The following is a 22,361-nucleotide window of genomic DNA, read 5'->3' as shown; positions in this document are numbered from 1 at the left end:
GAGTGCCGGTCTAGGGGGCGTCCATGGGCCGGTCCCGGAAGATCCGGTCCAGGTGGTACGTGAGGACGCTGGTGGCCGAGGCCGCGTCGCGCTGGCCGACCAGGACGCTGGTGCCGAGCCCCGCGGACATGGCAAGCAGCCCGACCGCCTCGGCGGAGGCGTCCACCCCGGGCCGCAGCAGCCCGGCGTCCGCCGCCTGCCGCAACAGGCCGGTCACGGTGTCCTCGGCGGCGTCGGGGTCCTTGATGAACGGCTGGGCGGCGAGGGCTTCGTCGGTCATGGAGAGGACGGCATACGCGGTGTAGAGGTGGTGGAAGACGCGGCTCTCCTCGTCGACCGGCAGGGCCGCCGTCAGCAGCGCCTCGATCACCGCCCGCGGCCCGGGATCGGCACCGGCCGCGCGGACCCGGGCGGACACCCGCTCCCCGAACTTCCCGGCCAGATGGCGCAGTCCGAAGAGCAGCAGCTTCTCCTTCGACTCGAAGTAGTACTGCACCAGGCGGAGTGACACGCCCGCCTCGGCCGCCACGTCACGCATCCCCACCGCGTGCAGGCCGAGCCGTCCGGCGGCCCGGACGAGGGCCTCCGCGATCTCGGTGCGCCGCTCTGCGTGATCCACGCGCTTGGGCATCGTCCGGCTCCCCGCTCCTCGATGGCGTTCGTCGTCCGGTGCCGCTTCCGGCGGCCCGGCCACTCGTTTATGGTACAGCCGTACCACCAACATGGTACGTTCGTATCACAAAGACCGTCTGTCCCGGAGGTTGCCGTGCCCGAGTCCGCAAGCACCCGTCCCCGGCCCGACATCGGCCGCTACGTCAGCGACGCCTGGCGCGAGCGCTACTTCGCGGCGTGCGACGCGGTGTACGCGCTGGGCGCGGCCACGTCCTGGGAGCAGGACGTGGAGACGTCGTACGGGACCACGCACGTCTACCGCTACGACCCCGAGGACCCGGCAGCCCGGGAGCGCACCCCCGTCGTCCTCGTCCACGGCGCCGGCTCCTGCTCCGCCATGTGGTACCCGAACACCCCCGCCCTCAGCGCCGAACGGCCCGTCTACGCCATCGACACCCCGGGCGACCCGGGGCGCAGCGTGCAGTGCGCGCCCCTGCACGAGCCGACGGACGCCGCCCGCTGGCTGGACGAGACACTCGCCGGGCTGGGGCTCGACCGGGTGCATCTGGTCGGCTCCTCGTACGGCGGGTGGCTCGCGCTGAACCAGGCGTACCGCGGGCCGGAGCGCCTCGCCTCGGTCACGCTGCTCGATCCCGGTGGTCTGGAGAAGGTGGGGCTGCGCTTCTTCGTCTGGATCTTCGTCAGCCTGTTCGCGACCTTCGCTCCGAAGTCGCTGCGGCCCCGCCTCGCGTCCTGGCTGGAGCAGCCGGTCCTCGTCGTGCCGGAGCTGCGCGCCATGGTCAGGGCGGGGGTGCGCGCCTACCGCATACGCCGACCCGCGCCCCAGCCCCTGACCGAGGCCGAACTGGCCGCCGTCCGCACCCCGTTGTATCTGGTGCTCGGCAGGCGCAGCCTCCTGGTCCACCCGGACCGCCAGGTGGAACGCGTTCCCCGGCTGATCCCCGGCGCCCGGGCCGAGATCATCTCCCGCACCGGGCACGGACCGCAGATCGACCACGCGGAGCGGACCAATCGTCTGATGCTCGACTTCATGAACTCCGCCGAGCGCGGCCTGCCGGCGCTGCACTGAGCGCCCGGCCGCGGGGGGCAGACGGGGATCACCTCGTCGCCGCGTGCGGGCCCAAGTCCCGGTAGCCGAGGGGGCCGTGGGGCCGGGCCGCCATGACACGGGACGGCTCTGTGCCCGGTTGCGCCGAGCGGGTGGACCGTGCGCGAAGGTGCGGTGGTGGGGCCCGGACGTGTGGCACGGTCTGCTCCGACGAGGCACGGGGAAGGGCGGGTGCGGAGATGACCGAGGTCAGACGGGTCCTCGCGGTGCTGATGCTGGCGCTGCTGCCGGGTACGGGCGCACCGGCGGTCGCGGAGCCGGCGCCGCCCCCGTGGATCGGCAGCTGGGAGACCGCGCCGTCGGGCACCGCCGCCGCACTGCCCGGCGCCGCCGTCCGCAACGTCGTCCACCTCAGTGTCGGCGGTACGGCGCTGCGCGTCCGGCTCAGCAACCGGTTCGGTACCGCACCGCTGCGGCTCGGTGCGGTCACCGTCGCACTGCGCCGCGCCACCGGCCCGGACGCCGTGTCCGGCACCGTGCGCACGGCCACCTTCCAGGGCGCGCCGACCGTCACCGTCCCGCCCGGCCAGGACATCCTCACCGACCCGGTGCCGCTGCCCGTCCCGGCCGCCGCCGACCTCCTCGTCACCGTGTACACCCCCGACGACGACGGCCCCGCGACCTTCCACCAGACAGCCCTGCAGACCAGCTACGTCGCCCCGGCCGGCGCGGGCCGGGCCACCGACGAGGCCGGCACCGCCTACACCACCACCATCAGCCGCTGGTACTACGTCACCGGCGTCGACGTCGTCGGCTACGCCACGGGCAGCATCGTCGCGTTCGGCGACTCCCTCACCGACGGAAACGGCTCCACCCCCGACACCAACCACCGCTGGCCCGACCGGCTCGCCGAACAGCTCCGCGCGGACCGGCTCGGCGTCCTCAACGCCGGCATCTCCGGAAACCGGCTGCTGCACGACGGCACCGGACCGAACGCCCTCGCCCGCCTGGACGCCGACGCCCTGGACCGGGCCGGGGTACGGGTGCTGGTCGTCCTGGAGGGCATCAACGACATCAAGGGCACACCGGCCGCCGACGACGTCACCCTCTACGCCGACGCCTACCGTGCCCTCGTCGTCCGCGCCCACGCCCGGGGCATCCGGGTCGTCGGCGTCACCCTCACCCCGTACCGCGGCTTCACCGCGTACTCGGACGAACGCGAGACGGTACGGCAGCGGGTGAACGCGTTCATCCGCACCGGCGGCGCCTTCGACGCGGTCGCCGACGCCGACGCCGTCCTGCGCGACCCGGCCGACCAGACCCGCCTGCTGCCCGCCTACGATCCCGGCGACCACCTGCACTTCAACGACAAGGGCATGGCGGTGGTGGCGGACACGGTGCGCCGGGCACTCGGACCGACGGGGTGACGGCCGGCCGCTCAGCCCCACAGCACCGCTCCCAGCCAGGCTCCCGCGATCAGCAGGCAGGCGAACAGTTCCGTCAGCACGCTGGAGCCGCCCGAGCGCATCGCCGTGCGCAGGGCGGCCATCGCCTCGCCGTGCCGACCGAGGCGCAGCCGCTCGTGCAGATAGATCCCGGCCATGAACCCCGGCACCGCGCCGACCACCGGCAGCAGCACGAAGCCGAGCAACGCCCCCGCGCCCGCGTACGCCCCCATCCGCGGTGTGGCGCCGCTCTGCCGCAGCCGGCGCGGCGGCAGAGCGGCGCGCACCGTCAGCGACAGCAGCAGGACCACGGTGGCACCCACCAGCACCGCCCAGGCCGGCGGCCGCGGGTCCGTCAGCGCCCACCACAGCACCGCGGCCCACACCAGCCACGACCCCGGCACCCCGGGCACCAGCACTCCGCACAGGCCGAGCACGACGACCACGCCGACCAGCAGGAACTCCCACACTCCCATTCTGCCCAGAGTGCCGGAGAAGCCATGGAACGGCAGGCCCGTGACGGGCCGGATCAAGGGGCGGTCGTGAGGCGGTCGTGAGGGTGCGCGCGGCTACGCGCGGGTGACCCAGCCCCGCTCGTAGGCGTGCCAGCCCAGTTGCAGCCGGGTCGTCACCCCGGCCAGCTCCATCAGGCGCCGCACCCGGCGTTGCACCGTCCTGAGGCCCAGGTCGAGCTGCTTGGCCACGCTCGCGTCGGTCAGTCCGGCCAGCAGCAGAGACAGCACCTCGAGGTCGGTGGCATCCGGGCCGTCCGGCCGTTCCTCGGCCACCCCCGCAACGCCCACCCGCAACGGCAGTGCCTCCCGCCACACCGACTCGAACAGCCCGGCCAGCAGCTCCAGCAGCCCGCCGGCATGCACCACCAGCGCGGCCGGCTCCGCCGTGCGCGAGGTCAGCGGCACCATCGCGAGCGCACGGTCGGCGATCACCAGCTTCGTCGGCACCCGGTCCACCGCCCGCACCTGCTCGGCACGGCCGAGCGCCGCGGTCAGTTCGGTGAATCCGTGCGGCAGGTCCAGCACCGCACGCTCCACCACCACCCGGTAGCGCACCCCGCGCCCGGCCGCCTGCTCCTCCGCCTCGTTCTCGATTCCGGACACGACGACCGGATTGCCGGTCACCAGCGCGCACACCTCCTCGGCCGCCCCCAGCTGGAGCTGCAGAAAGCGCTGGGCGACCGCCGAGGCGCCGGTCACCACCTCCACCAGGTCGTGCACCGCCGGCTCGGCCGCGGCCGCCCGGTACTCCTCCGCGAGCAGTGCCGCCGTCAGCTCCGCCTGCTCCAGCTCGTGCCGTTGCCGGGTGAGCAGCGCGCCGAGCGCCACCCCGGGCGGCGCCGCCACCCAGCGGCCCGGCCGGACCGGGGACTGGGCGGCGAGCCCGTGCCCCTCCAGGCGGCGCAGCGCCCGCTCGGCGTCCGGCTCGGCCAGCGCCAGGCGTCGCGCAAGATCGGACACGTCGGCCGCGCCCACGGACACCAGCGCCCGGTACGCCGCCTCGTGCGTCTCGTCCAGCCCTATCGCTGCCAGCATCGGCCTACGTCCCTCCCTGCGACGGGCCCGAGACCAGGCCCGCGAACACACCACCGGCAAGCCCCCGCGACGGGCCTGCCCTGGCGGAAACCGGCCACGGCGCAAACCCGCCGCGGAACATCATCGCCGTACCGGAGCGCAGTCTGCCAAGGTGGCAGCACCCCGGGACGTGAGCGATGTTCTCGATTCACAGCCGCGTCCCAGGAAACCAAGCCACAATCCGGCCATCCGACCGGTGCCCAGTCGCGGCCCGGTCGCCCGGTCCGTAGCCCGGGCCCGGACGTGTGCGAACCACGCGAAGGGGATCCGGGGCCGGGTCACTTCGGACGTCGCCGGGCGGTCCTCCCGTGGGGGGTGGGGCTGTCCGGCGACCATCCGCCACCCCTCGTACGACAGTTCACTCCCTCACCCGGAGTGCCGTTCGCGGGGGCCGGGGACGCCGGTTTTTCCCGATGCCCCGTTTTCCCGCGGCCCGTGCGGTGGACAATTAGGGGCATGAGCCAGCAGGGGGGAAGGCCCGCCCGTCCCGAGGACGACTGGTGGGGACAGCTGTACGACGACTCCACGGAGGACACGGGCCCCACGGCCGCACCCGACACCCTGGACGACCGTTTCGCCTCCGCGAAGCACACGGTGACGGGCCGTCGGCCGTCGGCACCCCCGCACCGGCCGGTACCGACGGCGCGGGACGGCGCCGGGCCGGGAGACGGCGACGCGGGCGGCGACGGCGGCGTGGACAGCGGAGCCGAGGTGCGCGGCGGCGCGCGGGCGGCCGGCGGCGCCGGCGTGGACGAGGCCGCCGGTGTGGGCAGAGACGTCGGCACCGCGGGGCGCGGGGACGGCGACCCGCGCACAGCGCTGTCCAGCCGCCCGGCAGTGCCCGCGCAGCGCGCCCCCGAGCCCCCGCCCGTACCACCGCTTCCGGCTCCCCCGGCGCCGACCGACGCCCCGCCCCTCGGTCACACCTCCTGGGAGCGGCCCCCGGTCCCCCCCGAGCCACCCCGGCCGACCGAGCAGCGACCGCCCACACCGCCTGCACCGCCCACATCGCCCGCTGAACGCCCCGAGCAGGGCCTGTCGGCTGCCCCCTCCCCTGCCGAGCCATGGGACGGGTCCGCGTCGCCGCTGCCTCCGCAGCCACCGGATCTGTCCGCGCCCGCCCCGCTCCCCGAGCCGCAAGACCCACGGGCGCCCCTCCCGCCCCCACAAGCGCCCCCGGCCGCCACCGCACCCCACCCGCCCCGGCCCGCCGCGGAACGGCCCGCGCCCCCGCCGGCGTTCGTCCCCCCGCCCCCACCCCCCTCCGCCATCGACTACGTCGGCTCCGGGCCGCCCACCTACGACCCGGAGCCCACCGCGTTGCCCGGTGCTGATCCGGACGGGCTGGGGGAGTTGGTGGCGGACACCGTGCTGGACGGGGCCCGGTACGGGGCGTGCACGTTGCGAGCAGTGTCGCTGCGGGGGGACTCGGCGCGGTACCGGGGGGAACCCCGGCGGGATGCGCTGCTCACCGCCCGGTTCGGGTCGGGTGAGCAGGCGCTGGTGCTCGTCGCGATGGCGACCGGTGTGCGCGGCATGCGGGACGCGCATCTCGCGGCGGCCGAGGCGTGCCGGTGGATCGGGCATGCCGTGGGCCGCAGCCATCAGCGGCTCGTGGAGGACATCCGGGCCGCCCGGCGCGGCGATCTGAAGTCGGGGCTGCAGCGGCTGACCGACCGCAGCCTCGGCAGACTCCGCGCGAGCGCCGCCGAACAGGGCCTCGACCCGGAGGAGTACACGGCGAGCCTGCGCTGTCTGCTGCTGCCCGCCGACCCCGACTGCCGTACGCGCGTGTTCTTCGGTGTCGGCGACGGCGGCCTGTTCCGGCTGCGGGACGGCGCGTGGCAGGACGTCGAGCCGCACCTCACGCCGGACGACGGTCCCGAGGGCGACCGGTTCACCATGGACCTCGGCATCCCGACCCCGCCGAGCCCGTACGAGCCGGCGCCCGAGCCGCCCCGCGAACCGTTCCGGTTCCGCGCCTCGTCGGCCCGTCCGGGGGATGCGCTGGTCATGTGCTCCGCCGGCCTGGCCGAGCCGCTGCGCGGCGAGGCCGCCCTCTGCGCCTATCTGGCCCGCCGCTGGTCCGGCAGCACCCCGCCCGGCCTCGCCGCGTTCCTGGCCGACGCCCAGGTACGGGTGAAGGGCTACGCCGACGACCGTACGGCGGCGGCGGTGTGGGAGGCGTGACCGCTGCCCCTGTGAATGGATGGAACCGAGGGCCGTGGAGGTAAGCGGGACCACCGAAGGGGCACACGACAGAACATGGCCAAACAGAATGTAGCGGAGCAGTTCGTCGACATCCTCGTCCGCGCCGGTGTACGCCGCCTCTACGGCGTGGTCGGTGACAGCCTCAACCCGGTGGTGGACGCCGTCCGCCGGAACTCCGCCATCGACTGGATCCACGTACGCCACGAGGAGACCGCCGCGTTCGCGGCCGGCGCCGAGGCCCAGGTCACCGGGAACCTGGCCGCGTGCGCCGGCTCCTGCGGCCCGGGCAATCTGCACCTGATCAACGGCCTGTACGACGCACACCGCTCCATGGCCCCGGTGCTCGCGCTCGCCTCGCACATCCCGTCCAGCGAGATCGGCCTCGGCTACTTCCAGGAGACCCATCCCGAACGGCTCTTCCAGGAGTGCAGCCACTACAGCGAGCTGATCTCCCACCCGAAGCAGATGCCCCGGCTGCTGCAGACCGCCATCCAGCACGCGGTCGGGCAGAGCGGGGTCAGCGTGGTCGCGCTGCCCGGTGACATCGCCGCCGAACCGGCCCCGGAGAAGGCCGCGCAGAGCGCCCTCGTCACCTCCCGGCCCACCGTCCGGCCGGGCGACGCCGAGATCGACAAGCTCGTGGAGATGATCGACGAGGCCGGGAGGGTCACCCTCTTCTGCGGCAGTGGTACGGCGGGCGCGCACGCGGAGGTCATGGAGTTCGCCGGGCGGATCAAGTCCCCGGTGGGACACGCCCTGCGCGGCAAGGAGTGGATCCAGTACGACAACCCGTACGACGTCGGCATGAGCGGACTGCTCGGCTACGGCGCCGCCTACGAGGCGACCCATGAGTGCGACCTGCTGATCCTGCTCGGCACCGACTTCCCGTACAACGCGTTCCTGCCCGACGACGTGAAGATCGCCCAGATCGACGTACGGCCCGAGGTGCTCGGCCGCCGCTCACGGCTCGACCTCGCCGTGTGGGGCGACGTACGCGAGACGCTGCGCTGTCTGATCCCGCGCGTGAAGGAGAAGACCGACCGGCGTTTCCTCGACAAGATGCTGAAGAAACACGCCGACGCGCTGGAGGGCGTGGTGAAGGCCTACACCCGCAAGGTCGACCGGCACGTCCCCCTCCACCCCGAGTACGTGGCCGCCGTCCTCGACGAAGTCGCCGAGGACGACGCCGTGTTCACCGTCGACACCGGTATGTGCAATGTGTGGGCCGCGCGCTACATCTCGCCCAACGGCCGCCGCAGGATCATCGGTTCGTTCTCGCACGGGTCGATGGCGAACGCGCTGCCGATGGCGATCGGCGCCCAGTTCACCGACCGGCGCCGCCAGGTGGTGTCGATGTCCGGCGACGGCGGCTTCGCCATGCTGATGGGCGACTTCCTGACGCTCGTGCAGTACGACCTCCCCGTCAAGGTCGTCCTGTTCAACAACTCCTCCCTCGGCATGGTCGAGTTGGAGATGCTGGTCGCCGGGCTGCCCTCGTACGGCACCACCAACGTCAACCCCGACTTCGCCGCCGTCGCCCGCGCCTGCGGTGCCCACGGGGTGCGGGTGGAGAAGCCCAAGCAGCTCGCCGGGGCCCTCAAGGACGCCTTCAGGCACAAGGGCCCGGCGCTGGTGGACATCGTCACCGACCCCAACGCACTGTCCATCCCGCCGAAGATCAGCGCCGAGATGGTCACCGGATTCGCCCTGTCCGCCTCGAAGATCGTGCTCGACGGCGGCGTAGGCCGCATGCTCCAGATGGCCCGCTCCAACCTCCGCAACGTGCCGCGGCCCTAGCATCCCGCTCACCGGAGAGCTGCGTACTGGCCCGTAAGGGAATGAATTTCGGCCACTTTCACGGCGCGTGACGGTGTGCCGACGGCCGGTGCCGGGCGCATCTGCCTTGCCGTTCCGGGGCGTCCGTGGCGCCCAGCGCCCTGCGGGGGCCCGGTGATCCCGGTACGGCGGGGCCCGGCGGGCGGCCCGGACACCGTACGGCCGTGGCCGAACCCACGGTCATCCGGCGTGCGTCATGACTGCCTGTGTGCGGGCTGGGCAAGCATCCCCCGTGAACGTGTTCGACCAGGAGGGGCAGGGTCCAGCGGCGTGCGGGCGGGGGTCATGAAGAGTCAGGCACGAGGGGGCGGTCCCGCGGTCGTCGGAGGCTCCTCGCACACGACGCGGGAGACCACGGGGGAGATGACGGGGGAGACGACGGGGGAAGTGGCCGGCACCATCACGGGACACGCGCACCGGCTCCGGCGCAGACTGGGGCGGGCGGATCTCCGGGCGGTGCCCGAGGCCCGCCGGGAGGTGCGCGAACTGCTGCGGCACTGGGGCAAACCAGGCCGCTCGGAGATCGCCGAACTGCTCACCAGCGAACTCGTCACCAACGCGCTCGTCCACACCGACCACGACGCGGTCCTCACGGCCGTCGTGGAGCCGGACGGACTGCGCGTGGAGGTACGGGACTTCGTGGCACACAGACCGGAGCTGAGAGGCCCGGACACGGACGACGACACCCATGGGCGGGGCCTGCTGCTGGTCCAGTCCCTCGCGGACGCCTGGGGCGTACGGCCGCACGGCGTGGGCAAGTCGGTGTGGTTCGAACTGGGCGCCGAGGCCGCGTGACGGCACGAGCGACGGACAACGGGCCGGGGACGTGACCCGTGTGGTCACCCCCGGCCCGTCATGGGTCACGGTCCGAGCCCCGGCTCCGGCCGGGCCCTAGCCGAACTGCTGCTCCAGGTCCTTCAGCTTGCGCTCCAGGGAGTCCAGGCGCGGCAGGGCCATGGTGTCGTCCTCCGCGGTGAGGTCGACCGTCACCGGCTCAGCGGACGCGCTGCGGACCGGCTGCAGGGAGGGACGGGCGCGGACGGGCAGTTGCTCCGCGCCGGATATGGCAGGCTCCGCGGTCACCTCGGCGGGGCCCCGCTCCACCGCCTGCACCTCGACCTGCCGGCCGGCGCGCCCGACGATGCCACGGTGGCCCCGGCTGATCGCCTTCAACTGGGCCCGCTCCAGGCGGTGCTGCTCGCGCCGGCGCTGGCGGGTCTCCTCCTTGCTCCGCTTGTCCTCGCGGACCTCCTCGACCGCCTCGTCCAGGCTGCGCACACCCTCCAGCAGCATCAGCGACCAGGCCCTGTAGGTCTCGCGGGGAGCCCGCAGCCAGCGCACGATGCGGATCTGCGGCAGCGGGCGGGGCACCAGGCCCTGCTCGCGCAGCGCGGCCCGGCGGGTCTGCTTCAGCGCCCGGTCGAACAGGACGGCCGCGGACAGGGACATACCGGAGAAGAACTGCGGGGCGCCGTCGTGGCCGGCCCCCCGGGGCGCGTGCACCCAGTTGAACCAGGCCGCCGCCGCGGCGAACAGCCACACCAGGATCCGGGAGCCGAGCGCCGCGTCACCGTGGCTGGCCTCGCGCACCGCGAGGACGGAGCAGAACATCGCCGCCCCGTCGAGGCCGAACGGCACCAGGTACTGCCAGCCGTCCGTCAGCCCCAGGTTCTGCTCGCCGAAGCCGACGAGGCCGTGGAAGGAGAGGGCGGCGGCGACCGCCGCACAGCAGAACAGGAGCACGTAGGAGGCTGTGCCGTAGATGGCCTCCTTGCGTCTGCGGCGCTCCTCGCTGCGCTCCCAGGAGTCGTCCGCGCTCGCGTTCTCCCCGGAGGAGCGCTTGCCGCGCGCGAGCACCGCCACCGCTGCCAGCATGCCCAGGAGCAGTACGGCGCCCGGAAGCAGCCAGTTCAGCGATATGTCGGTCAGCTTCATCAGGGGTCCCTTGCATTGGGATAGGGCGTAACGCCCGCCATAGTGGCCCACTCCCGACGGCCCTCAGGGGGTTTCGGGGCAAGAGGCCGCCAAGGAAGTGCAAGGGGATGCCCAGGGCGGCGATCTGCTCGAACTGCCGCTTGAGGGGCGGGAGTTGAGTTCGAATAAGACTACCCGTACGGATGGTTCCGGGGAAACTTCCTGGGGTGGGTGAGGAAGGTGTGAAGTGTGTGTCCGGGCGCCCGCCCGGGTGCGGCTGTCGCGCCGATGATGATCTTAATGGACCCGGGGCCGTGATCGGGTGTACGGCCGGACGCCCGGCGGCGCGGTCGTACGAGATCGGTCGTACGCGATGATCGATGCAGATAGGTAAGGCTAACCTTGCTCACTCTGGGGTGAATTTGAACTATCGGCCCCGGCGCCTAAGGTGCTTGACGGACAAGTGACAAGTCGCCGTTAATGACCCAAGTGCCGACAAGCCGCCAGGAGGACCCGTGAAGCAGAGCGCGCAGGGCTCCGCCGAGGCGGGGACGTCGGAGTGCCACATGCCCGGTGGTACCCGGGTGCCCGCGCAGGTGCGCCCCGTGGACGCCCTCGACGGCTGCCGTGAGCGGGGCACCACCGTGCCGGCCGCGCGGGGCGAGCACACGCACGGTGAGCGGCCGATTCCGGAGCCGCGGCCGGCGGTGCAGCGCTCCTCGGTGCGCGGGCAGATCCTTGACGCGCTGCGCACCGCGCTGGTGACCGGGGAGCTGGCGCCGGGCGAGGTCTACTCGGCGCCGGTGCTCGGCGAACGGTTCGGCGTCTCGGCGACGCCCGTGCGGGAGGCCATGCAGCAGCTCGCCCTGGAGGGTGCGGTCGAGGTCGTGCCCAACCGGGGCTTCCGGGTGGTCGAGCGGGGGGCGCGGGAGCTGGCCGAGCTGGCGGAGGTGCGCGCGCTCATCGAGGTCCCGGTGATGCTGCGGCTCGCCCGGACGGTGCCGGGGGAGCGGTGGGCCGAGCTGCGGCCGCTGGCGGAGGAGACGGTGCGCGCGGCGGCCGACGGCTGTCCGGCGACGTACGCGGAGTCCGACCGGGCCTTCCACCGCGCCCTGCTCGCCCTGTCGGGCAACGAGCAGCTGGTCGGTATCGCGTCCGACCTCCACCGACGTTCCCAGTGGCCCCCGGTCCGCCGCGGCCACGCGTACCTGATCGCGGACGCGGCGGAACACCTGACCCTCCTGGACGCGCTCATCGCCGGGGACGTGGATATGGTGCGGGGGTTGGTGACGGGGCACTTCGCCGGGACCGGCTGAGGCGCGCATGCGAGTGCGGCGACTACAGCCCCCCAGGGGCGCGGGGAACTGCGCGATCAGCCCCCATCAGCCCTCACCGGCGGCCCGCACCGGCCCCCACCAGCCCGCACCCGGCAATGACACGGCACCCACCCGCCCCTACGCCGTAGCCACCCCCGGCGCCGGTGGAGTCAACTGCCGTGCCAGCCACGTCGGAACACCCCCGAGCAGCCGGAACAACCGTCGAGCCTCCTCCCGTAGCCGCGAGGCCTCCGGCTCGGATTCCGCGTCGGCCAGGGAGGCCAGTGCCGGCGCCGTGCCCACCAGATAGCCCAACTCCTCCCGGATGCGCAGGGATTCGGTGAAGCCGTGCCGGGCCTCCGTCAACTCCCCGTCCTGCAGGGCGAGTCCGGCGAGGTGGCGCCAGGTGAAGGACAGCAACAGCGGGTCGGCGTGCGCCGTGGCTCCCGCGTGGGCCCGGCGGTAGGCCGCCCGCGCCGCCTGCGGAGAGCGGGTCAGGTTCTCGGCGATCAGGCCCCGGCGGAAGTCCAGCAGGGCCCGGCCCGGAGCCCCCGGAGGGACCAGTGCCGCCGCCCGGCCGAGAGCCGCCCGCGCCTCGTCCGCGCGGTCCCGCACCCCGTGCAGCGTTGCCGTGTAGGCGAGTTGACCCCGCTCGCACGCGGCGGCGCCCCGCTCCTCGTCGCTGTGCGCGAGCGCCTCCGCCGTCCGCAGGGCGTCCTCCGCGTCCTCCCAGCCCCGTTCGGTGTACAGGCACCGTTCGACCAGCAGCGCGGCCCGCTGCAGGGCCGTCGCGGGGGCGTCCGGCGGCAGCAGGGCCGCCGCGTCCGTCCAGCAGGCCCGCGAGCGCAGCCGCCATACCGCGGTCTGGAGCGGATCGTCACCAGGGGTCGTTCCGTTACCAGACATGGCGGTATGCGCCACGTTGCCCTCCCCGAGCACGCCATCGAGCTGTTGAGTGGTGGCGGCATTCCAGCACCATTCGCCGGGCGGGGCCAAGAGGGTGGGTGAAAGATTTCACAAAGTCGTGGGGTGCGGGCGTGACCGGGTTCGGCCCCGCGCGCCCCCGCTGACCTCAGCTCATGCGCAGCGCGAGGAAGAAGTCCAGCTTGTCCTCCAGCCGGGACAGGTCCCGTCCCGTCAACTGCTCGATCCGGCCCACCCGGTAGCGCAGCGTGTTGACGTGCAGGTGGAGCCGGGTGGCGCAGCGGGTCCAGGAGCCGTCGCAGTCCAGGAACGCCTCCAGGGTCGGGATCAGTTCGGCCCGGTGCCGGCGGTCGTAGTCCGTCAGCGGGTCCAGCAGGCGCGCGGTGAAGGCGCGGCGGACGTCGTCGGGGACGAAGGGCAGCAGCAGGACGTGCGAGGCCAGCTCCTGGTGCCCCGCCGCGCACACCCGGCCCGGGCGGGCGGCCGCCACCCGGCGGGCGTGCCGGGCCTCCTCCAGGGCGCCGCGCAGGCCCTCCGCCGAGTGCACGGCGGCGCTGACGCCGAGGGTGAGCCGCCCGTCGTCGTTCAGGCCCGCCGACAGCGTCTGCCGCACCGACTGCAGGAGGGAATCGGCAAGAAGTCCCGTCTCCGAGCCGTCGTGCTCGGAGGAGACCGCCGGCAGCGGGACCAGGGCGATCGCCTCGTCGCCGGTGTGTGCGACCGCGATCCGGTCGGACGGCTCCGGGCCGGTCGCCAGCGGGTCGACCAGCACCTCCTCCAGCAGCGACTGGGCGACCGGGCCGCCCTCGACCTCGCTGTCCTCCCACTCCACCCGGGCCACCACGACCTGCCAGTGCGGGGCCGCGCCGAGCCCGGGCAGCAGCACCGGCGCGGCCACCCTGAGCCGGGCCGCGATCTCGGCGGGCGCGGCACCCGTCTGGACCAGCTCCAGCACCTCCTGGGCGAGCCGGCGCCGTACCGTGCGCGCCGCCTCCCGGCGGTCCCGCTCGACCGAGATCAGCTGGGTGACGCCCTGCAGCAGGTCGAGCCGCTCCTCGGGCCAGTCCCCGGCGTCCGCCTCGACGGCCAGCAGCCAGTCCGACAGCACCGTCTCGCGCACATCGCGGGCGCCCTGCGGGGAGCGGCCGGAGGAGCGGATCGGGAACAGCGAGTACGTCGTACCGGCCAGCAGGACCCGGTGCGGGCCGCGTCGGCCGGTGCGGGTGGCCGCCAGGTGCTCGGCGGCGAGCTTGGCGCAGGCCTCCGGGGGCAGCTCCGGTCCCGTCTCCTTGGAGCCGGCGATCAGCCGGCCGGTCGGCGCGAGCACCCAGGCGCGCAGGTCCAGGTCGGTGCCGAGCAGGTCCAGGACCACGTCCGGGCCGCCGCCCGCCGGGCCCGAGGTCATCATCCGCCGGTGCCGGTCCACCACGGCCGCCAGGTCGCCGGCCCGCTCGCTGGAGACCTGCCGTACGACATGCTCGGTGATCGTCGCGAAGGCCACCGACTCGTGCACCGCGAACAGCGGCAGCCGGTGCCGGGCGCAGGCGAGTACCAGGTCGTCCGGCACATCGCCCAGCTCCGCCTCACCGGCCGCGAGCGCCGCGACCCCGGCCTGCACCAGGATCCGGACGAACGACTCGGAGTCGTCGGCGTCCCGGCGCCAGGCCAGGCCGGTCAGCACCAGCTCGCCCCCGGAGAGGTAGCGGCTCGGGTCGCGCAGGTCGGTCGTCATGACCCCGCGCACCGACCGGTCCAGTTCGTCCTCGCCGCCGAGCAGCCGCAGGCCCAGCGCGTCGGTGTCCAGAAGTGCGCGCAGCCGCATCTCGTCGCCGCCGTTCTTTGTCTCGAAACCTACGATGGATCATGGAGGGGACGGGAGAGGGCCCGGCACAGGGCCGTACAGGGCGTTCTCCGGGGTCTCCGCGCTGTTTCCTGCGTTTCCCCAGGAAAAAGGAGAGGTTACCGATGACCTCCGTTCATACGAATCTACAAGATGCCCGCCGTGGCCAGCCAACTCCTTCATGGTTTCGGTGACTGACCACCCAGGAGCAGCGGGCGGTGTACTGAGTCCACTCCGCGTTAACAGGACATGAACGAGCCGGGCCCGCCGCACACGGATTGGCTCAATCTGTATGACCCACGAGACGAAGAAGAGAGCCGGTCATGGACTTCCTTCGCCCCGCCAGCTGGGAGGAGGCGCTCGCCGCTAAGGCCGAGCACCCCACCGCTGTGCCGATTGCGGGTGGCACCGATGTGATGGTCGAGATCAACTTCGACCACCGCCGGCCCGAGTACCTGCTCGACCTCAACCGCATCGGCGACCTCTACGAGTGGGAGGTCGGCGAGGAGAGCGTCCGGCTGGGTGCTTCCGTCCCGTACACCAGGATCATGGAGAATCTCCGTGCCGAGCTGCCGGGCCTCGCGCTCGCCTCGCACACGGTCGCCTCCCCGCAGATCCGCAACCGCGGCGGCGTCGGCGGCAACCTCGGCACGGCCTCGCCCGCCGGTGACGCCCACCCCGCCCTCCTCGCCGCCGGCGCCGAGGTCGAGGTGGAGTCCGCGGCCCGCGGCACCCGGCTGATCCCGATCGACGCGTTCTACACGGGCGTCAAGCGCAACGCGCTCCAGCCCGACGAGCTGATCCGCGCCGTCCACGTCAAGAAGGCGGACGGACCGCAGCAGTACTCGAAGGTCGGCACCCGCAACGCCATGGTCATCGCCGTGTGCGCCTTCGGCCTCGCGCTGCACCCCGAGACCCGCACCGTCCGGACCGGCATCGGCTCCGCCGCCCCGACCCCGGTGCGCGCCAAGGCGGCCGAGGAGTTCCTGAACGCGGCGCTCGAAGAGGGCGGCTTCTGGGACAACGGAAAGATCATCACCCCGTCGGTCGCCAAGCAGTTCGCGGAGCTGTGCTCCGGCGCCTGCAACCCGATCGACGACGTCCGGGGCACCGCGAGCTACCGCCGCCACGCGGTCGGCGTGATGGCCCGCCGGACGCTCACCTGGACCTGGGAGTCGTACCGCGGCACCCGCCGCACCACTGAGGGAGCTGCGTAATGCGCGTCAACTTCACCGTCAACGGACGCCCGCAGGAAGCCGACGACGTCTGGGAGGGCGAGTCCCTGCTCTACGTCCTGCGTGAGCGCATGGGCCTGCCCGGCTCCAAGAACGCCTGCGAGCAGGGCGAGTGCGGTTCCTGCACCGTGCGCCTGGACGGCGTGCCGGTCTGTTCCTGCCTGGTCGCGGCCGGCCAGGTCGAGGGCCGTGACGTCGTGACCGTCGAGGGCCTCGCCGACTTCGCCAAGCAGCGCACCGAGAGCGGCTGCGCGACCGGCGCCTGCGGCACGACCCTGCAGGACGCCCAGCAGTGGCGGGCCAAGGGGACCGACTCGCAGACCGGCGAGGGTGCCGAACTCTCCCCGATCCAGCAGGCGTTCATCGACGCCGGTGCCGTCCAGTGCGGCTTCTGCACCCCGGGTCTGCTCGTCGCCTCCGACGAACTCCTGGAGCGCAACCCGAACCCGTCCGACGCGGACATCCGCGAGGCGCTGTCGGGCAACCTGTGCCGCTGCACGGGCTACGAGAAGATCATGGACGCGGTCCGCCTGGCGGCCGCCCGCCAGTCCGAGGGAGTCTGACATGCCGACCAACGGCGCTCCTACGAAGATCACGCAGGGCTCGCAGACCAAGGGCGGCATCGGCGAGTCGACGCTCCGCCCGGACGGCACCCTCAAGGTCACGGGCGAGTTCGCGTACTCGTCCGACATGTGGCACGAGGACATGCTGTGGGGCCAGATCCTGCGCTCCACCGTCGCACACGCCGAGATCGTCTCGATCGACACCAGCGCGGCCCTGGCCACGCCCGGCGTCTACGCGGTCCTGACCTACGACGACCTGCCCACCTCCGTGAAGAACTACGGCCTGGAGATCCAGGACACCCCGGTTCTCGCGCACGGCAAGGTACGCCACCACGGCGAGCCGGTCGCGATCGTCGCCGCCGACCACCCGGAGACGGCCCGCCGAGCCGCAGCCAAGATCAAGGTCGACTACAAGGAACTGCCCGTCATCACCGACGAGGCCTCCGCGACCGCGCCGGACGCGGTCCTCGTCCACGAGAACCGCGACGACCACCACTGCGGGCACGTCCCGCACCCGAACATCGTGCACCGCCAGCCGATCGTCCGCGGCAACGCGGACGAGGCCGCCAAGCGTGCCGATGTGATCGTGCGGGGCGAGTACACCTTCGGCATGCAGGACCAGGCCTTCCTCGGCCCCGAGTCCGGCCTCGCCGTGCCGGAGGAGGACGGCGGCGTCCACCTCTACGTCGCCACCCAGTGGCTCCACTCCGACCTGCGCCAGATCGCGCCCGTCCTCGGCCTGCCCGAGGACAAGGTGCGGATGACGCTGGCCGGCGTCGGCGGCGCGTTCGGCGGCCGCGAGGACCTGTCGATGCAGATCCACGCCTGCCTGCTCGCCCTGCGCACCGGCAAGCCCGTCAAGATCGTCTACAACCGGTTCGAGTCCTTCTTCGGACACGTCCACCGGCACCCGGCGAAGCTCTACTACGAGCACGGCGCCACCAAGGACGGCAAGCTCACGCACCTGAAGTGCAAGATCGTCCTGGACGGCGGCGCCTACGCCTCCGCCTCCCCGGCGGTCGTGGGAAACGCCTCCTCCCTGTCGGTCGGCCCGTACGTCGTCGACGACGTCGACATCGAGGCCATCGCCCTCTACACCAACAACCCCCCCTGCGGCGCCATGCGCGGCTTCGGCGCGGTCCAGGCGTGCTTCGCCTACGAGGCACAGATGGACAAGCTGGCGAAGGAACTGGGCATGGACCCGGTGGAGTTCCGGCAGCTCAACGCCATGGAGCAGGGGACCATCATGCCGACCGGGCAGCCGGTCGACTCCCCGGCCCCGGTCGCCGAACTGCTGCGCCGCATCAAGGCGATGCCGCTGCCGCCCGAGCGCCAGTGGGAGTCCAGCGAGGGCGCCGACGTACGGCAGCTGCCCGGCGGTCTGTCCAACACCACGCACGGCGAAGGCGTCGTACGCGGTGTCGGCTACGCGGTCGGCATCAAGAACGTCGGCTTCTCCGAGGGCTTCGACGACTACTCCACCGCCAAGGTGCGCATGGAGGTCATCGGCGGCGAGCCGGTCGCGACCGTGCACACCGCGATGGCGGAGGTCGGCCAGGGCGGTGTCACCGTGCACGCGCAGATCGCCCGCACCGAACTCGGCGTCACCCAGGTCACCATCCACCCGGCCGACACCCAGGTCGGCTCGGCGGGCTCGACCTCGGCCTCCCGGCAGACGTACGTCACCGGCGGCGCCGTGAAGCACACCTGCGAACTCGTCCGCGAGAAGGTCCTGGAGATCGGCCGCCGCAAGTTCGGCAGCTACCACCCGGCCTGGGCCACCGCCGAACTCCTGCTGGAGGGCGGCAAGGTCGTCACCGACGGCGGCGAGGTCCTCGGCGATCTGGTCGACGTCCTGGACGACGAGGCCGTGGAGATCGAGGCGGAGTGGCGGCACCGGCCGACCGAGGCCTTCGACCTGGTCACCGGCCAGGGCAACGGCCACGTCCAGTACTCCTTCGCCGCGCACCGCGCGGTCGTCGAGGTCGACACCGAACTCGGCCTGGTCAAGGTCATCGAGCTGGCCTGCGCCCAGGACGTCGGCAAGGCGCTCAATCCGCTCTCCGTCATCGGCCAGATCCAGGGCGGTACGACCCAGGGCCTGGGCGTGGCGGTGATGGAGGAGATCATCGTCGATCCGAAGACCGCCAAGGTCAGGAACCCCTCCTTCACGGACTACCTGATCCCCACGATCCTCGACACGCCGACCATCCCGGTCGACGTGCTCGAACTCGCCGACGACCACGCCCCGTACGGGCTGCGCGGCATCGGCGAGGCCCCGACCCTGTCGTCGACTCCGGCCGTCCTCGCGGCGATCCGGAACGCGACCGGGCTGGAGCTCAACCGCACTCCGGTACGGCCCGAGCACCTCACGGGGACCGCGTAACAACCCCACAGCTCTCCGGGCGGCGCCGGGAACGTCACACACTCCGCCGCGCCGCCCGGAGGAACCCTCTTTGAGTTCCGCACCGCTCGCGGTCCTTGAAGCACCAGGAAATTCGTTCGTCTCGGGCCGTCCCCCGGGTCGTCCATTCCCCAAATCCCGTGACCGTCAGGGCGGTTGCACGGGTGCCCCTGTGAACCTTGGGAGATGGCACCATGACCCAGCAGTCAGTGGAGCCCACGAACACCGCCGAAGACGCGGGCGCGGGTTCGCGTCCGCCGGCCGGTAGGTCGTGGCTCGACCGGTACTTCCACATTTCCGAAAGAGGATCCACCGTCGCGACCGAGGTCCGCGGTGGCGTCACCACCTTCATGGCGATGGCGTACATCCTCCTGCTCAACCCGGTGATCCTCAGTGGCGCGGACAAGTCCGGCGACTCGCTGAGCCAGAAGGCCCTCATCACGGCCACCGCGCTCGGCGCGGCGTTCACCACCCTCCTCATGGGCTGGATCGGCAAGGTGCCGCTCGCCATGGCCGCCGGACTCTCCGTCTCCGGCGTGCTGGCCGGTCTGGTCATGGGAACCAAGGACCTGACGTGGGCCCAGGGCCTGGCGATGTGCGTCGCCTACGGTGTCGTGATCATGCTCCTGGTGGTCACGGGCCTCCGCGAGATGATCATGAACGCGATACCGCTGCCGCTCAAGCACGGCATCACGATCGGCATCGGTCTCTTCATCGCGTTCATCGGTCTGGTCAAGGCCGGATTCGTGCACGCCGGTACGGCCACCCCGGTCACGCTGGGCAACGGAGGCGAGCTCGCCGGCTGGCCCGTCCTGCTCTTCGCCGTGACGCTGCTGCTCATCTTCGCGCTGCAGGCGCGGAACGTTCCGGGTGCCATCCTCATCGGCATCGCCACCGGTACCGTGCTCGCGGTCGTCGTCAACGCGGCCGGCCTCGTCGACGACAAGGCCTGGGCCAACGGCTCGGGCCCCGCACTGCACGGCAGCGCCGTGTCGATGCCGGACTTCTCGCTCATCGGCAAGGTGTCCTTCAGCGGCCTGGGCAACGTGGGCTACATGACGGTCACCTTCATCGTCTTCACGCTCGTGCTCGCCGGCTTCTTCGACGCCATGGCCACCATCATCGGCATCGGCACCGAGGCCAACCTCGCCGACTCCCAGGGCCGGATGCCGGGCCTGTCCAAGGCGCTGTTCATCGACGGTGCCGGCGGCGCCCTCGGCGGCGCCGTGGGCGGCTCCGGGCAGACCGTGTTCGTCGAGTCCGCGACCGGCGTCGGCGAGGGCGCCCGTACCGGACTGGCCTCGGTCGTCACCGGCGGGTTCTTCGCCCTCTGCCTCTTCTTCACGCCGATCACGGCGATCGTGCCGCGCGAGGTGGCCTCGGCCGCCCTCGTCACCATCGGCGCGATGATGATGATGAACGCCCGTCATGTGGACTGGGGCGACCGCTCCGTCGCCATCCCGGTCTTCCTGACCGTCGTGATCATGCCGTTCACGTACTCGATCACCCCCGGTGTCGCCGCCGGTGTGATCTCGTACGTCGCCATCAAGCTCGCCCAGGGCAAGTGGCGGGAGATCGGCCCCTTCATGTGGGGTCTGACGGTCCTCTTCGTCATCTACTTCTCACTGAATCCGATCCGGGCGGCCCTGGGCGTGCACTGACGCCCGGACCCTCCACGCATCCCCTTGACCCGATCAGGAGGCCGAACATGCTGGACATCGCCGACGAGTTGCACCGGTGGGTCGAGCAGGGACGCGACTTCGCCGTCGCCACGGTGGTGGCCGTCGGCGGGAGCGCGCCCCGGCAACCGGGTGCCGCGCTCGCCGTCGACAGCGAGGGCACGGCCATCGGTTCGGTCTCCGGCGGATGCGTGGAGGGCGCCGTGTACGAGCTGTGCCGGCAGGCGTTGGAGGACGGCGAGACCGTCCTGGAGCGCTTCGGGTACAGCGACGAGGACGCCTTCGCCGTCGGCCTGACCTGTGGCGGCATCATCGACATCCTCGTCACACCGGTCCGGGCGGACGGTCCCGCCCGGCCGGTGGTCGCGGCCGCGCTGGCCGCCGCCGCCCGTGGGGAGGCGGCGGCGGTCGCGCGGATCGTGGAGGGGCCGGCCGAGCTGCGGGGCCGGGCCCTCCTCGTCCGCCCCGACGGTTCCCACGACGGCGGTTTCGGCGCCCATCCCGAACTGGACCGCACCGTCGCCGCCGAGGCCGGCGCCTTCCTGGACGCGGGCCGCACCGGCACCCTGGAGATCGGCGAACAGGGCTCGCGCTGCGGCGCCCCGCTCACGGTCCTGGTGGAGTCCTCGGTCCCCCCGCCCCGGATGATCGTCTTCGGGGCTATCGACTTCGCCTCCGCGCTGGTCCGCGTCGGCAAGTTCCTCGGCTACCACGTCACGGTCTGCGACGCCCGCCCGGTGTTCGCCACCCGCACCCGCTTCCCCGACGCCGACGAGATCGTCGTCGAGTGGCCGCACAAGTACCTGGAGCGCACCGAGACCGACGGCCGCAGCGTCCTCTGCGTCCTCACCCACGACGCCAAGTTCGACGTGCCGCTGCTGCAGGTGGCCCTGCGGCTGCCGGTCGCCTACGTCGGCGCGATGGGCTCCCGCCGCACCCACCTCGACCGCAACCAGCGGCTGCGCGACGTCGGCGTCACCGAGCTGGAACTGGCCCGGCTGCGCTCCCCGATCGGCCTCGACCTCGGCGCCCGTACGCCGGAGGAGACGGCCCTGTCCATCGGCGCGGAGATCGTCGCGAACCGGCGTGGCGGCAGCGGAACCGCACTCACCGGCGCGCACACCCCGATCCACCACGACACGGTGACACGCCCGGCGACGCGGATCGGCTCGGTGGCCTGAGCGGGGCGCTCCGCGCGAAGTGCCGTGATGCGCCGTCGCTCGTGTGCGGGCCCGTTGTGACTGGTCGGCGCCCCCTGGAGACGCGCAGGCTCATTCCCGTCTGAGCAGCCGGTTCGCCGCCCGGCCGAACATCACACGTGCCGCGCGCTCCAGTACGCCGTCGAAGGCGCGGGGCAGGAAACGCACCCGTAGCTCCTCCCGCCACACCACCCGGCTCCGGCCGCCGGGCCCCGGACGTACCTCGATCTCCGCCCAGCCGAGGACCACTCGGCCGCGTTTCTCCAGGCGGCACAGGGCGGGCTCGCCGTCCATGGGCGGGCGCCAGACGGTGACCTCCATCAGATCGTCGACGGTGAGCGGGCCGAGGCCCGAGCGGGCGACGAACCGCGTGCCCACCCGCGTCGGAGCGGGTGTGAGCACCTCGATCCGGGTCAGCGGAACCGCGTCGGCGTGGTGGGGCCAGTGGGTGAGCCGGCGCCAGGCCTCGTCGAGGGGGAGCGGGGCGGTGCGTTCGAAGGAGAAGATCGGCACGGCACGATCGTA

Annotated in this window: 18 protein-coding genes; 11 read left to right on the top strand and 7 right to left on the bottom strand. The window is 72.6% G+C overall.

The window, feature by feature from the left end; all coding sequences use genetic code 11:
* Positions 1–10 precede the first annotated feature (10 nt).
* Positions 11–631, bottom strand: coding sequence for a TetR/AcrR family transcriptional regulator (locus tag AB5L52_RS10370; protein ID WP_369363523.1), 621 nt, complete (start codon positions 629–631; stop codon positions 11–13).
* A gap of 135 nt (positions 632–766) precedes the next feature.
* Here AB5L52_RS10370 and AB5L52_RS10365 point away from each other — a divergent pair, with 135 nt between their 5' ends.
* Positions 767–1,702, top strand: coding sequence for an alpha/beta fold hydrolase (locus AB5L52_RS10365; RefSeq protein WP_369363521.1), 936 nt, complete (start codon positions 767–769; stop codon positions 1,700–1,702).
* 218 nt (positions 1,703–1,920) lie between these two features.
* Positions 1,921–3,108: an SGNH/GDSL hydrolase family protein gene (locus AB5L52_RS10360; protein WP_369363520.1), complete on the top strand. Its 1,188-nt coding sequence runs from the start codon at positions 1,921–1,923 to the stop codon at positions 3,106–3,108.
* 11 nt (positions 3,109–3,119) lie between these two features.
* Here AB5L52_RS10360 and AB5L52_RS10355 read toward each other — a convergent pair whose 3' ends face one another.
* Positions 3,120–3,602, bottom strand: coding sequence for a DUF456 domain-containing protein (locus AB5L52_RS10355; RefSeq protein WP_369363519.1), 483 nt, complete (start codon positions 3,600–3,602; stop codon positions 3,120–3,122).
* Positions 3,603–3,695: 93 nt separating this feature from the next.
* Positions 3,696–4,676, bottom strand: coding sequence for a helix-turn-helix domain-containing protein (locus AB5L52_RS10350; RefSeq protein WP_369363517.1), 981 nt, complete (start codon positions 4,674–4,676; stop codon positions 3,696–3,698).
* Positions 4,677–5,171: 495 nt separating this feature from the next.
* Here AB5L52_RS10350 and AB5L52_RS10345 point away from each other — a divergent pair, with 495 nt between their 5' ends.
* The 3 genes from AB5L52_RS10345 to AB5L52_RS10335 all read left to right on the top strand — a co-directional run bounded on the left by AB5L52_RS10345 (position 5,172) and on the right by AB5L52_RS10335 (position 9,557).
* The gene (locus AB5L52_RS10345; RefSeq protein ID WP_369363515.1) at positions 5,172–6,905 is read left to right on the top strand and encodes a protein phosphatase 2C domain-containing protein; all 1,734 of its coding nucleotides are present in this window, start codon (positions 5,172–5,174) and stop codon (positions 6,903–6,905) included.
* 75 nt (positions 6,906–6,980) lie between these two features.
* Positions 6,981–8,723 (top strand): pyruvate dehydrogenase, encoded by a 1,743-nt coding sequence (locus tag AB5L52_RS10340; RefSeq protein ID WP_351569123.1) that lies wholly within the window; start codon positions 6,981–6,983, stop codon positions 8,721–8,723.
* Between the two features lie 402 nt (positions 8,724–9,125).
* The gene (locus AB5L52_RS10335; protein WP_369363513.1) at positions 9,126–9,557 is read left to right on the top strand and encodes an ATP-binding protein; all 432 of its coding nucleotides are present in this window, start codon (positions 9,126–9,128) and stop codon (positions 9,555–9,557) included.
* 96 nt (positions 9,558–9,653) lie between these two features.
* Here the strand turns inward: AB5L52_RS10335 and AB5L52_RS10330 are convergent, their stop codons facing one another.
* Positions 9,654–10,697, bottom strand: a complete 1,044-nt coding sequence (locus AB5L52_RS10330; RefSeq protein WP_351031204.1) for a DUF2637 domain-containing protein — start codon at positions 10,695–10,697, stop codon at positions 9,654–9,656.
* Between the two features lie 494 nt (positions 10,698–11,191).
* Here AB5L52_RS10330 and AB5L52_RS10325 point away from each other — a divergent pair, with 494 nt between their 5' ends.
* Complete coding sequence (locus AB5L52_RS10325; RefSeq protein ID WP_369363511.1) at positions 11,192–11,992, top strand: GntR family transcriptional regulator; 801 nt, start codon at positions 11,192–11,194, stop codon at positions 11,990–11,992.
* Between the two features lie 138 nt (positions 11,993–12,130).
* On the opposite strand, the gene AB5L52_RS10320 is transcribed toward AB5L52_RS10325, so the two are convergent.
* Positions 12,131–12,898, bottom strand: a complete 768-nt coding sequence (locus AB5L52_RS10320) for a hypothetical protein (RefSeq protein WP_369363510.1) — start codon at positions 12,896–12,898, stop codon at positions 12,131–12,133.
* 166 nt (positions 12,899–13,064) lie between these two features.
* Entirely contained in the window at positions 13,065–14,738 is a 1,674-nt protein-coding gene (locus AB5L52_RS10315; RefSeq protein ID WP_351031211.1) for a PucR family transcriptional regulator ligand-binding domain-containing protein, read from the bottom strand.
* Positions 14,739–15,079: 341 nt separating this feature from the next.
* Between AB5L52_RS10315 and AB5L52_RS10310 the strand changes: the two genes are divergently transcribed.
* The 5 genes from AB5L52_RS10310 to AB5L52_RS10290 all read left to right on the top strand — a co-directional run bounded on the left by AB5L52_RS10310 (position 15,080) and on the right by AB5L52_RS10290 (position 21,818).
* Positions 15,080–15,973, top strand: a complete 894-nt coding sequence (locus AB5L52_RS10310) for a xanthine dehydrogenase family protein subunit M (protein ID WP_351031213.1) — start codon at positions 15,080–15,082, stop codon at positions 15,971–15,973.
* A complete protein-coding gene (locus AB5L52_RS10305; RefSeq protein WP_351031215.1) occupies positions 15,973–16,554 on the top strand; it encodes a (2Fe-2S)-binding protein in 582 nt (193 codons plus the stop codon). Before AB5L52_RS10310 ends, AB5L52_RS10305 begins: the two co-directional genes overlap by 1 nt.
* A 1-nt stretch (position 16,555) precedes the next feature.
* The gene (locus AB5L52_RS10300; protein ID WP_369363507.1) at positions 16,556–18,940 is read left to right on the top strand and encodes a xanthine dehydrogenase family protein molybdopterin-binding subunit; all 2,385 of its coding nucleotides are present in this window, start codon (positions 16,556–16,558) and stop codon (positions 18,938–18,940) included.
* Between the two features lie 212 nt (positions 18,941–19,152).
* Entirely contained in the window at positions 19,153–20,619 is a 1,467-nt protein-coding gene (locus tag AB5L52_RS10295; protein ID WP_369363505.1) for an NCS2 family permease, read from the top strand.
* 47 nt (positions 20,620–20,666) lie between these two features.
* Positions 20,667–21,818, top strand: coding sequence for an XdhC family protein (locus tag AB5L52_RS10290; protein WP_369363503.1), 1,152 nt, complete (start codon positions 20,667–20,669; stop codon positions 21,816–21,818).
* Positions 21,819–21,908: 90 nt separating this feature from the next.
* Here AB5L52_RS10290 and AB5L52_RS10285 read toward each other — a convergent pair whose 3' ends face one another.
* Positions 21,909–22,349, bottom strand: coding sequence for an SRPBCC family protein (locus AB5L52_RS10285; protein WP_351031223.1), 441 nt, complete (start codon positions 22,347–22,349; stop codon positions 21,909–21,911).
* Between the last annotated feature and the right edge of the window lie 12 nt (positions 22,350–22,361).

It is taken from the genome of Streptomyces sp. CG4 (assembly GCF_041080655.1).
Lineage (GTDB): Bacteria > Actinomycetota > Actinomycetes > Streptomycetales > Streptomycetaceae > Streptomyces.
Note: the sequence above shows the minus strand (reverse complement) of the source record. Positions and strands in the feature narration are given on the sequence as shown.

Coding starts and splice junctions, on each gene's coding strand:
- AB5L52_RS10370 (WP_369363523.1), bottom strand. CDS start 631: ATGCCCAAGCGCGTGGATCACGCAGAGCGGCGCACCGAGATCGCGGAG.
- AB5L52_RS10360 (WP_369363520.1), top strand. CDS start 1,921: ATGACCGAGGTCAGACGGGTCCTCGCGGTGCTGATGCTGGCGCTGCTG.
- AB5L52_RS10355 (WP_369363519.1), bottom strand. CDS start 3,602: ATGGGAGTGTGGGAGTTCCTGCTGGTCGGCGTGGTCGTCGTGCTCGGC.
- AB5L52_RS10350 (WP_369363517.1), bottom strand. CDS start 4,676: ATGCTGGCAGCGATAGGGCTGGACGAGACGCACGAGGCGGCGTACCGG.
- AB5L52_RS10345 (WP_369363515.1), top strand. CDS start 5,172: ATGAGCCAGCAGGGGGGAAGGCCCGCCCGTCCCGAGGACGACTGGTGG.
- AB5L52_RS10340 (WP_351569123.1), top strand. CDS start 6,981: ATGGCCAAACAGAATGTAGCGGAGCAGTTCGTCGACATCCTCGTCCGC.
- AB5L52_RS10335 (WP_369363513.1), top strand. CDS start 9,126: ATGACGGGGGAGACGACGGGGGAAGTGGCCGGCACCATCACGGGACAC.
- AB5L52_RS10330 (WP_351031204.1), bottom strand. CDS start 10,697: ATGAAGCTGACCGACATATCGCTGAACTGGCTGCTTCCGGGCGCCGTA.
- AB5L52_RS10320 (WP_369363510.1), bottom strand. CDS start 12,898: ATGTCTGGTAACGGAACGACCCCTGGTGACGATCCGCTCCAGACCGCG.
- AB5L52_RS10315 (WP_351031211.1), bottom strand. CDS start 14,738: ATGCGGCTGCGCGCACTTCTGGACACCGACGCGCTGGGCCTGCGGCTG.
- AB5L52_RS10310 (WP_351031213.1), top strand. CDS start 15,080: ATGGACTTCCTTCGCCCCGCCAGCTGGGAGGAGGCGCTCGCCGCTAAG.
- AB5L52_RS10305 (WP_351031215.1), top strand. CDS start 15,973: ATGCGCGTCAACTTCACCGTCAACGGACGCCCGCAGGAAGCCGACGAC.
- AB5L52_RS10300 (WP_369363507.1), top strand. CDS start 16,556: ATGCCGACCAACGGCGCTCCTACGAAGATCACGCAGGGCTCGCAGACC.
- AB5L52_RS10295 (WP_369363505.1), top strand. CDS start 19,153: ATGACCCAGCAGTCAGTGGAGCCCACGAACACCGCCGAAGACGCGGGC.
- AB5L52_RS10290 (WP_369363503.1), top strand. CDS start 20,667: ATGCTGGACATCGCCGACGAGTTGCACCGGTGGGTCGAGCAGGGACGC.